Origin of the sequence: Selenobaculum gibii (assembly GCF_030273445.1) — a bacterium.
Classification (GTDB): Bacteria; Bacillota; Negativicutes; order ICN-92133; family ICN-92133; genus Selenobaculum; species Selenobaculum gibii.
This window is the reverse complement of record NZ_CP120678.1, coordinates 162,883-174,927: the sequence shown is the minus strand read 5'-3', so window position 1 is coordinate 174,927 and position 12,045 is coordinate 162,883. Positions and strand designations below refer to the sequence as shown.

General features: G+C 37.0%; 7 protein-coding genes. All 7 read right to left on the bottom strand.

From position 1 onward, the window contains the following. Nucleotides 1-4: 4 nt before the first annotated feature. The 7 genes from P3F81_RS12870 to P3F81_RS00710 all read right to left on the bottom strand — a co-directional run bounded on the left by P3F81_RS12870 (nucleotide 5) and on the right by P3F81_RS00710 (nucleotide 12,034). Nucleotides 5-202, bottom strand: coding sequence for a DNA/RNA non-specific endonuclease (locus P3F81_RS12870; RefSeq protein ID WP_147667299.1), 198 nt, complete (start codon nucleotides 200-202; stop codon nucleotides 5-7). A 5-nt stretch (nucleotides 203-207) separates the two neighbouring features. Further along, complete coding sequence (locus P3F81_RS12865; RefSeq protein ID WP_350339380.1) at nucleotides 208-393, bottom strand: hemagglutinin repeat-containing protein; 186 nt, start codon at nucleotides 391-393, stop codon at nucleotides 208-210. Nucleotides 394-700: 307 nt separating this feature from the next. Next, on the bottom strand, nucleotides 701-1,147 hold the full coding sequence (locus P3F81_RS00730; RefSeq protein ID WP_147667301.1) for a hypothetical protein: 447 nt from the start codon (nucleotides 1,145-1,147) through the stop codon (nucleotides 701-703). Between the two features lie 11 nt (nucleotides 1,148-1,158). Continuing rightward, nucleotides 1,159-1,920 carry an REP-associated tyrosine transposase gene (locus P3F81_RS00725; protein ID WP_147667303.1) on the bottom strand — a complete coding sequence of 254 codons (762 nt, stop codon included), beginning with the start codon at nucleotides 1,918-1,920 and terminating at the stop codon, nucleotides 1,159-1,161. Between the two features lie 29 nt (nucleotides 1,921-1,949). Next, nucleotides 1,950-2,774, bottom strand: coding sequence for a hemagglutinin repeat-containing protein (locus P3F81_RS00720; RefSeq protein ID WP_309320530.1), 825 nt, complete (start codon nucleotides 2,772-2,774; stop codon nucleotides 1,950-1,952). Nucleotides 2,775-3,347: 573 nt separating this feature from the next. After that, nucleotides 3,348-3,803: a hypothetical protein gene (locus P3F81_RS00715; RefSeq protein WP_147667307.1), complete on the bottom strand. Its 456-nt coding sequence runs from the start codon at nucleotides 3,801-3,803 to the stop codon at nucleotides 3,348-3,350. Further along, nucleotides 3,776-12,034 (bottom strand): two-partner secretion domain-containing protein, encoded by an 8,259-nt coding sequence (locus P3F81_RS00710; protein ID WP_147667309.1) that lies wholly within the window; start codon nucleotides 12,032-12,034, stop codon nucleotides 3,776-3,778. The genes P3F81_RS00715 and P3F81_RS00710 overlap by 28 nt, the downstream gene beginning before the upstream one ends. Nucleotides 12,035-12,045: the final 11 nt, after the last annotated feature.

The following is a 12,045-nucleotide window of genomic DNA, read 5'->3' as shown; positions in this document are numbered from 1 at the left end:
ATTTTTACTCCTTGTAATTAGTTAACTCAACTCTAAACTTTTCACCATTAATAGTATAATCAACCCCGAATTGCGAAGGTCGAACAGAAGCTCCATCATATATTGGTTTCACTTCAACTGTAACATCTTTTCCTTCCTGCAAGGCACTCTTCCAAGTATTTTCCAGCGATTTATATTCACTCCTATTTAGCGTAGAATTCATAGGTACTAAATTATATGCATGGTTTCGCCTTCGAGTTTACTGCCGATGATGTTGGTGTCTTGTCCGGATTTTGTGGCAAGTGTATCTTTTGCTGTGATTGTGCTTGCTACGTGTGTTTCTGCGTTTTCTTTTACTTCGCCGTTGGCTTTGTTATAGCCTGCATTGATTCCACTTATTCCACCTATTCCGATCCTTATAGAACAGTTTGAAAAAATCAGAGGAAATAGTACTCTATCTCCTCTGATTTTTCATTTAACTATTAAATTCGAGACAAAAAGAACCGTCACCTATGTCTTTTTTATCGGCTTGAATTGTTCCGATATTCCTTAAAGTATCTTTTGCATAGAGTTCAATTTCTCCGCCGGTGATTAATGCGCCGTCTTTTGTTAAATCTTGCGCTTTTAGGGTTGCAGAACTGTTTTAAAAAATCAGAGAAAATAGATTCCTATCTCCTCTGATTTTTCATTTAGCTATTAAGTTTTTAGATAAAGAGTACTGTCACCTTTGTATTAAGTGACCTATTTTCCCAGCAATTGTTTTATGAGCTTTATATGGCTCTCCACTAACACCAAATCTTAAGTAATATTCCTCTATCCAATTTTTCTTTCCCTCTAATAGGTCATTCCAATGATTTATTAATCCCCTAGTTAGAACCGTTATTTCATTTAATACCATTTCTTCAGGTGTTGTTGCCTTTTGTATGCCGGCTCTATCATCATCACCAAATTTTTCAGTTATAAATAAATCAAAATTATACACTTCAAGTTCTCCTCCCTTACCGGGCATGATATAGCGAACAAAAACCCTTCCTAAGTGTATCGTAAATATTAGAGCAAATTCTTTTCCTATAATCGCAAACTGATTTTCATCTAGAAATTCACATTTCATAGCGTATTTTTCAATAATACCTTTAAATTTGCAACTAAAAACTTTTTTATAGTCCATCTATATTCCTCCTATCTTTTGGGCGGAATCATACGCATAGTTACTTCATCATTAATACCTGTTATTTCTGCTAATTTTCTTAGTGGCAAATTTGTTTCTGCTCTAAATGTTTTTAACTTTTCTTCTAATGGGTTTTCTTTTTCATTAAGCTCATCCCATAATTTCATTGCTTGATTTTCTTCCATCCTATTTGCCTTTACATCTATATCAATAAATATATCATTTCCATCCATATTTGTGAATTTTTCTAATTCTTTTATTGCCTCGCTTTTATTTTCTGCTAGTATTCCTAATACTAGCCCTTTATCTATTTCTTTTGCCAAGTCTTCATCTTTTCCTATATATGCTTTATAACTGCTCCATTTATATTGTTCGGCTTTATTTACTATTCCTGCTTTAACGGGGTTTTGATGTATGTATCTTGTTGCCATTAATAAGTAACTATCTTCTTCTATTTTTTGACTTTTATATCTATCTTGAAATAGGTGTCCTATTCTTTTATATTTTTTATTAAAGTAAAAGACATAGCTAATATTTATTCGTTTCATAATATTAGCTATGTCTTCTTCTTTTTCTTGTAGTATTAAATGGGCATGATTATCCATTATACAAAAGGCTATTAGTCCGTATCTATTTTCTTCTTTTTTAGTTTTTAGTATTTCTATAAAGTAGATTTTATCTTGTTCATCTATGAATATATCTTTTTTGTCATTGCCTCTTATCATTATGTGATAATATCCTGTATTACTTCTATCTCTTTGCTGTCTTGGCATAATTATCCTCTCCTTTTTCTTTTAGATTATCATACCAAAACAGCTTTTTCAAGACAAAAAGAACCGTCCCCTATGTCTTTTGCTTTGTCTAATTCTTTTTGTGCTGCGTCTTTGGCTCTATATGAGATTTTATGTACTTCTTCAAATGCAATTTGCCCAAATAGGTTTGCTAGCTCTTGTTGTTCTTCTACTTTTTTCTTGTCGAAGATTTTTCCTAGTTCGTTTAGTGCATTTTGGGTGTCTCTGCTTAGTCCACTTAGGTCTTGGTTTGGATTGCTCCTTATTTCTATTGTTCCTTCTGCTATTGCGGATTTTGTTGTGGATTCTGCTTCTCCTTTGGCTGGTGTTCCTATATTTGGGGTGATTCCTTTTTCGTTTAGTTTTGCATTTTTGTCTGTATTTATATTAACCCCTATACTATTTGCACTATATTCTGCTTTATTTTCTATATCTGAGTAGGTTAGCGTATCTGTTGATAATTTATTTTTATCTGGCGTAGCTTCACTTGCTATTACCGCTCCTTTTAGGTCGGTGTTTTTGCCTACTTCGATGTCAAATCCACCTTGTCCTGCGTGGATACCGGCTTGGTCTGTTACACTTTCGTAGTTGGAGTTGGTTTTGCCTTGGCTTGCTGAGCCATTTATGCTTCCTGCACTTATGCTGATGCTTGCTGATTTGTTCTTTTCATCATAGGTTTCTTTTTCTTGAAGGCTTTCGATGTTTAAATCTTTGCCGACTTCCATTTTTATGGTTTCGCCTTCGAGTTTACTGCCGATGATGTTGGTGTCTTGTCCGGGTGCTTTGATATTTTCACAAAGGAGGTTGTCAGTAACGATTGAAACATCGTACCGCAACCTCCTTTGTTTCTGTTTTTGCAGAATTATTTAGTGCTACTGAATTTAAATTTTAGACAAAAAGAACCGTCACCTTGTATGTTTGTTAGGAGCATTACAAAAATGTAAGGAATGTGGTGGGATATATTGTGGCAACTGCTCTGGCAATGGTTATGGAGGTAGTTGTCCGTTTTGTGGTAGTAATGAGTCTAAGTCATTTTGATTGATTTCTGATAAACCGTATTGGTTTTAGACTTACTATTAAATATAAAAATATTAAGGGTAGTAGAGATTTTTTTATTCTCTACTACCCTTTTGTCAACAGACCCTTACGTCCACTGACCTCGTTATTTCTGTTCGGTTTCTCCCTCGTAGGAACGTTGCGTCATTGATGCTACCGACGGTACTGCCACTACGCTAGGAGCTTCCTAGATGACTGACTGCAGAACTATTATTATGCAGGCTATATTCTATACATTTAGTTGCCGACATTCCATTATTATCAATATTTATTTGCAAAACCTCCAAAATTTATTTCTTTTTTAGTAAGTTCAACATAAATAATGTAGTCAGCTAAGTTCGATTTGATGCTCTCTATTTTTCCGTAAAGAAATTATAGAAATTTTCTTCACTTTGCCCATTAGTTAACCAAAGGTAAAAGTCGACCATTTCCTCATCAGACCACGGGTCAAAATTCACGAATTTTGGTTTTTCATACTCAACGCTAAATGCTTCTACGCCATTGATTACTAAGCGGAAAATCATGATATCGTCGATTTGCTCAGAAATCTCCATTTTGCATTTCCCAGGTTTAAGCAAATATTGTTTTGAATTTCTAAATATAATCGGCCCCGTTTTAGACGAAAACAGCCCTATTATATCATTCTTATTTTTTACATAGTACCCTTTAATAAATTCTACATTACCAATTTCATTTCGACTTTTTTCTTCAAACTTACCTAGGGACGGAAAATATTCACAAACAAAATTATACTCATCATGATTTTTAATGTAAATAGGCTCTACAGTCCGTTTTTCTTCAATAGCCATTCCTTAAATCCTCCTAAAAGATTATCTACATTGGGATTAGGTCTTTGTGCCGCTTCAATAATTTTCGAGTAGTCACCTTTATATTTCTCTGCTAACGATTCAAAAGATGGCCCAAGGGCATCACCATATCTGTTTGTGTTTACTTCATAGATGTATTGTCTTAACTCTGTCGGAGTTGCATCCTTATAGGTAACTCCTAAATCTCTACGTGCTTGATACAGACTTTTTGCAATGCTCTCCTCACTAAGTCCCTGGCTTCGAAGTTCCGTTTCCATAGACTTAAGGCCATTAACTGCATTTTCGTACTCTTGGCGCAAAGGATTATTCTTAATTGAACCACCTATGTCGTTTACCAGCTTATCAACCTGATTCTTCGTAAAATTAGTAGCATTACTCGACCCCTCTATTCTTTTTGCTGTTACGATTACTGGGTCTAAAGTAAATTCTGATAATTTTTGTACTTTACTTAGTTTTGCTACTTTTGTTAATATTTTTGGATTTACCGCTAGTTTTTCTGGTTCTGCTACTGTACTCGCAATAAAATAGGTTACTTCTCCTGCTAACATACCAATTCGATAGTCATAGGTGTTTTCATCTATCATTCCATTGATATATTCATTTTCAATAGTATCGTATTTATTTACCCAGTCTCCACTTATTGCATTACCTATTTCTGCAAATACTGCCCTAAATCCTTGCTCTTTCCCTAAATCATATATTGCATTTGCTGTATCTTTTAAATTTTCTATTGTTTTTTGATAATTAGTTACAAAATCAATTAGCCCTTTTGCATCTTCTTCTACTCCATTTAATATGCCTTTTGTAATTCCAGTTATCTTATGGGCTAGGTCGTTATTTACTGTTCCCGATAGTGCCGTAGATGCTCCAACTTGAGCATTGCTTCCTACAACTTTTGCGGCTGCTCCTCCAATAATTACACTTGCCCATTGTTGCGCATCTGGAGATAAATCTTTTACTAAATTTCTACTGATTTCTGCACTTGTTGCTCCAGTTGCACCTGTGGTAAATGAACCGCCTCCTAATTGGGCTGCTAATCCTCCTACTAAAGCATGAATCGCTGTAATATTCACTCCGCCTTCACACCATGAGGCTAATTGCTCATTTTTTTGCTTATATTGTTGTGCTAATTTTTCTTCTTTTTCTGCTTTTTCTATGTTTCCTGCAACATGGTCTTTTTCTGCTAATTCTTTATATTTTTCTGCTAATATTTTTGTCAGCTCAGCTTCATCTTGTTTTTTTCTAGCTAGGTCTCCTACTGCTTCAAATGCAATTTGCCCAAATAGGTTTGCTAGTTCTTGTTGTTCTTCTACTTTTTTCTTGTCAAATATCTTTCCTAGTTCGTTTAGTGCATTTTGGGTGTCTCTGCTTAATCCACTTAGGTCTTGGTTTGGATTGCTCCTTATTTCTATTGTTCCTTCTGCTATTGCGGATTTTGTTGTGGATTCTGCTTCTCCTTTGGCTGGTGTTCCTATATTTGGGGTGATTCCTTTTTCGTTTAGTTTTGCATTTTTGTCTGTATTTATATTAACCCCTATACTATTTGCACTATATTCTGCTTTATTTTCTATATCTGAGTAGGTTAGCGTATCTGTTGATAATTTATTTTTATCTGGCGTAGCTTCACTTGCTATTACCGCTCCTTTTAGGTCGGTGTTTTTGCCTACTTCGATGTCAAATCCACCTTGTCCTGCGTGGATACCGGCTTGGTCTGTTACACTTTCGTAGTTGGAGTTGGTTTTGCCTTGGCTTGCTGAGCCATTTATGCTTCCTGCACTTATGCTGATGCTTGCTGATTTGTTCTTTTCATCATAGGTTTCTTTTTCTTGAAGGCTTTCGATGTTTAAATCTTTGCCGACTTCCATTTTTATGGTTTCGCCTTCAAGTTTACTTCCTATAATATTGGTGTCTTGTCCGGATTTTGTGGTGAGTGTGTCTTGGGCTGTGATTGTACTTTGGTTATAGGTTTCGGCGTTTTCTTTGATTTTCCCTGTTGCTTTGCTTGCACTTACACCTATAGCTCCAATACTTCCATCACCTAGGTTTATACTTACGCCTATACTAGCTGAACTGCTTTTACTGTCGGTATTGCTGGTATTTTTGTTTGCACTTGCTTGGATATCTAGGTTGCCTTTTGCTTCTAGGGTTATATTTTCTCCTGTTATTTCGCTTCCTTTAACTTTGATATCTCCAGCTGTAGCTTTTATATTTACGTTTTCTCCTGCTGATATTGTGCTTGCTTGTGCTAGTGTTGTATGACTTTGTGATTGGCTTTCGGATTTACTTGTTCCTAGGCTGATATTAATTGATAAGTCACTTTTTTCTGGTGGCTTTTTCGCTTCATTCGCTTCTCCTCCCGTAGCCGTAGGATTATTATTGGTAGTTTGCGTTTGATCGTTTACTTCGGTTCCTTGTTTTGCTTGATTTTGTTTATCTTTTTCTGCTTGTTCAGCTTGTTTCTCTTGTTGTGCTGTTTCTACTTTTTGCTTTTCTTTTATTTCATCATAATCTCGTTTTGCTTTGTATACATAAAGGGCTTTTAGTCGATCGTCTTCTACTTTAGTTGCTCGATCTATTGAGTTTACAACGCCTTTATAGGTATTAAGCGTGCTACTTTCTAGTGATACCGTCAATCCGCTTTGTTTGAATTCGTGTTTTTCTTGTGCATTGTAGTCATTGTCACCATTTTCGATGGTTACGTTTTCTCCGGTGATGTTGATGTCTTTACCGGCGATTACTTCGCTGGCTTTGATATCTACATCTTTGCCGCTTTCTAGGTTTACGTTACCTCCGATGCTACCAATGGTTGAGCCAACTTGTTCTACTGCTTGATTGTCATAGGAGTCTTTTTGTTTTTGACTGCCAATCGTAAAGCCAAGTCCACCACTGCCAAAGATTCCCGATTTTTTCACTTCTTTTTTGTATTCACTTTGGCTTGTTTCGCTAGCAGAATTGATATTGATATTTTCGCCGGCTTTTACGTTGATCTCTTTGTCTGCTGCTACGATAGATGCTGTGATATTTGTATCTTTACCTGTTTGAATTTCTACTTCGTTGCCGTTTACATAGCTTTCTTTGACTTGGTTGATGTTTTGGTAGTCGTAGATTTTTGTTGTGGTAGTTGCAAGTACGCCAACTTTTGTTCTATGTTCTTCGTGTAGTTTTTCATGGTATTCGGTTTCATTTTCTATCGTGACATCATTTTGCGCTTGGATTTTTGTTTTTCCTTGTTCACTGGTGATTTGGCTGCCTTTGATGCTTACGTCTTGTCCTGCTGTAATTTGAATATTTTGTCCTGCGTCAAAGTTACTGCCTTTCACTGTTTCATCTACCGCTCGGTCACGCGTATAGTGTTCGCCTTTATTTCCTGCGTCTACGTCTAGGATATTCAGGTCTTTTGCCGCTGTAATTTCAATATTGTTCCTGGCAGTCGTCGTAATATTTTGCTGGGCGTTTGCGTCTACAGCGTTTAGTTTTATATCTTTGCCTGCCTGGATATTGATGTTTTCAGCATTTAATTGACTTTGCAGGTGATTTATTTCGTCGATTTGTGCACTGGATTTGTCATAGACGACTGCAACGTGTTTTTCTTTTGCTACGGCTGTCATTTCTACGTTATTGCCTGCACTTAAGCTTAGGTCTTTGCCTGCACTTAGCTTGCCGCTTTGGTTCTTGATATCGTTTGTGGCAATTAATTCTACATTGCCTGTTTGTGCGGTAATCGTCGCTGTTTCGCTTAACTCTGTTTGATTTAGTTCTCGGTAGTTCGTTTCTTTTGTTTGCGTTTGGTTGATGATATCTTTTGCCGTTATTTTGATATTGTCTTTTGCTACTACGTTTCCGCTTAAGTTAGCAAAGGTATCGTCAATTTCTAGGTTGATGTCTTGTCCTTTGATTTGTCCTGTCTGATTCGTAAGGTTACCGGCTTTGATTAACGTGGTTTTATCGGCTTGAATTGTTCCGATATTCGTTAAAGTATCTTTTGCATAGAGCTCAATTTCTCCGCCGGTGATTAATGCGCCGTCTTTTGTTAAATCTTGCGCTTTTATACTTGCTAGATAGATTTGCGGCACTAATACGGTTTGTCCATTTACCTCTGTTTCAACTAGCCATACCATATCACTGGTAAGGGCTGCAACTTGCTCTGGCGTTAGTGCTATCCCAATCGTTAAATTGAGTTTTTCCGCTGCAACTGCACCGTTTTCCATCAGGGCTTTGTATTGTTCTAGGTCACTGGTATAACCGCTAAGATATTTTCTACCTGTCAAGTTCGTAATTTGTTCGGTGACGAGTGTTTGTTCATAGTAACCATCGCCTAATCGTTTTGCAACTTTTGCCGGGTCACTTTTTACTCGGTTCAGTAGATAGTCACTGGAGAGGAATTTTTGATAGTTGGCAAATTTCTCATTGGTTTCAATGAGGTATTTTGCACTTGGATCTTCATTGATAGTAAAGATTTTTGTATTGAGTACAAGGTCTTGCATTTGATTGACTGCATTTTGCCCTTGTGTCAGTTTGATGATATCGGTATTTAACTTTAATTTTGTTGTTCCATCGGTTAGGGTAACGGAGGAAATATTGAGCGGATTTTTTTCGGTGGTTTTATAAGTAATTTCTTCTTTGCCGGCATTATACGTTTTATTGTCAATTGTATTTGCCTGAATCGTTACTTTGTTATTTCCCCCAAGTATGCCAAGTCTGGCAATTGGTTCTTCTTGTATTTCATCATAGCTATATGGAATAGTTGTACTTCCATATACCATGTGACAGTGAATATGATGTTTCCCATGATGCTTATATCTCCAGTATTGCACGTCGTTTCCGCGGTCAGCAATGACGATCGTTCCTTGATACCCATAGTTTTCTACGTGATTTCCGCTTATATTGAGGTCTTGTCCAGCAACAACTTTGCTATAATGGTTGATCACATTTGATTGAATATTAATATTGCCATCTGCTAAAATATTGCCTTCTGCGGTTTCAGCTTTAATTACGCCTGTATGAATGTTGCGGTTAAAGGTTCGAATCGCGTTGTAGTAGTCTCCTCCCCAATGTGGAATTCCATAGGAAATGATTTGATTGGTGACATCCCAATCCGTTTCAAAGACCTTTTTTTCATTGGTTAATTGCTGCGCTTGAATCGTAATATCTTTTTTGCTTTCTATATCAGAGGATTGATTTAAGATATTTTGCTCAGCTGTTAGATGAATATCTCCATTGGCAAAAAGCACCGCATCCTCTGTATTGCTGATATTTTTTGCCGTTAACTCTGCCTCTTGGTTGCTAACCAGCAAGGAATCTGTATTTTGAATATCTTCCTTCGCTGTCAGTTTTAGACCATCCGCGTAGATTCCGCTTTGATTCCTATGATAAATATTTTGTGCCGAAATCTCTGTCTTTGCCGCACTTGTCATCGCAGCTGCATCGTTGATTACCGTCTGCTCTGCCGAAAGAGTTAAATTTTTACCACTTTCCAGCATTGCTTGACTTTGATTGGTAATATTGGCTGCTTTGAAGTTAAGATTTTCTTTACTGCTTATTGCAGATTCAGTATTTGTCAAGCTATTTTGAAGCGTATAGTCGGAAGAACCGTCTGCGTAAATCAATGCATGCGTTTTATTATCTACCATATCTCCCACAAGCGATAAATCTGCTTTCGTTTTTATCGTGGCAGTCTGATTGGTCACATTTTTTGCATCAATCTCTAGATTCCCATCACTTGCGATATAGCCATTGGTTTGGTTTTTGAGTTCGCTAGCAGTAATCGTCATTGCTTGATTGGCTAGAATCGCAGATTGACTGTTATTTATTTTATCGGACTTAATGGTCAAATCTTTATTTGCAGATTGCAACGCACCTGCTTTATTCACCATAAATTTTGTATGTACATCAATATCTTGATCGCTTTTAATCGTAGATTGATTATTTTCAATCGCGTTGTTTAAAGAAAGCGACATATCCTTGCCACTGCTCATCATACTATTGGCTTGGTTCGCCAAATTCGTAGCATGTATCGTCAGATTACCCGTGGCATTCAAACTTGCTTGGTTTTGATTTACATCTTCCTTTACCTCAACCTGTATATCTTTTTGTGCTGTAATAAAGCCATTTTCATGGTTGAGCAAATTCTCTGCCTTGATTTCTACATCATCATTTGCAGAAATTTTTCCTGTATTGGTGATTCGTCCATCTGCTGAAAGCTGTATTTTATTTGCCCAAATTTCAGATTGGTTTACATTTAAATTATCACCAATGATGGATAAATTCGTATTTGCTCCAGCATTAATGCCCTGTCCTTCAACCGTAAAGTAATTACGAGGCACGGCAAAGGTAATGTTGCCATTTTGCCAATTCATCACATTTGCCGAGGCTAGGGTTGCATTTGCAGTATTGATACAGCCAAAGCCATTTACTGTAATCCCATTGGGATTGGCAATCACTACACTTGCACGATTTCCGGCTACTTCAAGGAAACCATTTAGGGAAGTCGGCTTTGTTGTTGTAACTTCATTGAGAATAATTCTTGCGCCATTACCGGCAAGTCGGCCATTTCTATCTATATAGCCACCGAGTTGTGTCAATTCATATTTAGTTGCATTGTTTAAGATAAGCCCCTGCTGATTAATATTAAAATCGGTATAAAGATTGCGTGATACACCGTTTTGATTTACCTCAGCAATCTGTACCAAAGGAATGCCATTTGGTGCAGTATCAAGAATAGGGCGATAAAGTACACTGGCACTTGCATCCGCAGTTAGTGGTAGATTGTCCATTTTGGGAACTTCTACCGTTTCCGCTGGTTTTATCGGCGTACTTATTGCAGATAAATCCGGCAGGTCTGGCTGCGTAATTTCAACGATATTTTTCTCTGGATCTGGTTTAGGCTTTGGCTCTAATTCATGCCCTGGCTCAGGAGTTTTGGGTTCAGTTTCAATAACCTCTACATTAACGCCTTGAACATTAAACTCATTATAGGTGACTGTCTTCCCTTTTAGTTTTACATTCCTACTAGCCTCCATGGTTCCTATCGTCGTAATATTTTCGCCACTTGTTATCATTAAATCTGCTTGATTGACAAGCTGAGGAGATTCATCATCTTCCTCGTCTTCTTGATATGGCGCGCCAGCTTGAAGTATTCCACTATTTGAAATATCCTTGTCAGCATTCATCGTAAACTGGTCACGTGCTAAAATCATTGTATTGTTAGTGATTTCATCTTTGCTGTGAATGTCGATAGTTCCTTCGGAATCTATCGTAGTGATAGATTTCTCTTGTTCCCCTTCAGCATTCGTTATTTCATTTTGATTTTTAACAAAGGCAATTTTTCCTTCATTATTTATATAAAGGCTCTGTCCGCTATGAACATCGCCGCCAATATGATATCCAAGCCCTTTTTCTGTTCCGATGAGCTTAATTTTGTTCGCATACATCCCACCTACAGCGGCAATATCTAATGCAATTGCCGGCTTATCACCTTCTGAAGTTAACGGTTTTGCAGTTAAATCGTCATAGTCAATCTGGTTGGTTCCTGTAACTACATTGATTTCATCCTTTGCCCAAATTTCAGCATTGATATTCGCTGCACGCGTAAGTATATCTAATTTTGAAACTGGTTCATACATTTGTCTGCCATCAGCATCCAAATGATTTCCAGTCCCTTGTCCTGCGATCGTTACATTGCCACCTGCTACAGTAAAGCTTTCTAGATTTCCATTGACTATATTAGGCGTCCCTGTAACGAGTGTTGCCCTATCGGCATTAATAAAGCCGAAACCATTCCCCATAATGCCATTTGGATTTGCAATAATGACATTGGCTTTAGTTCCGGCAATCTCTAGCATGCCTTGTAAATTCGATATGTGATTTCCCGTAATTTCATTTAATATAATGGATGCTGAACTTCCATTTAAATTTGGATTTTGATTAATTAACCCAGCAAGTTGTGAATTATATGCTGTATTTGCTGCATTATTATTTAAAATAAGTCCATTTGCACCGATGTTAAAATCTAAATATTGATTATGTGATACTCCATTTTCATTTGGTTTTGCGATATTAATCACTGGCGTCGAATTAACTTCTGTTACGTTTGTCTGATGCGTTGACTCGGGGTCTACTGCAATGTCCGCTGCATAACATAGGTTTGAAAGGTTCAGTGATAAGATCACCGTGTAGACGATAAACTTTTTTAGACTCTCCTGGTATTTTTTCACTACTTTTTCTC

What these genes read in the sequence shown, in the direction of transcription:
- P3F81_RS00725 (WP_147667303.1), bottom strand. Translation starts at nt 1,920, where the DNA reads ATGCCAAGACAGCAAAGAGATAGAAGTAATACAGGATATTATCACATA.
- P3F81_RS12870 (WP_147667299.1), bottom strand. Translation starts at nt 202, where the DNA reads ATGAATTCTACGCTAAATAGGAGTGAATATAAATCGCTGGAAAATACT.
- P3F81_RS00715 (WP_147667307.1), bottom strand. Translation starts at nt 3,803, where the DNA reads ATGGCTATTGAAGAAAAACGGACTGTAGAGCCTATTTACATTAAAAAT.
- P3F81_RS00730 (WP_147667301.1), bottom strand. Translation starts at nt 1,147, where the DNA reads ATGGACTATAAAAAAGTTTTTAGTTGCAAATTTAAAGGTATTATTGAA.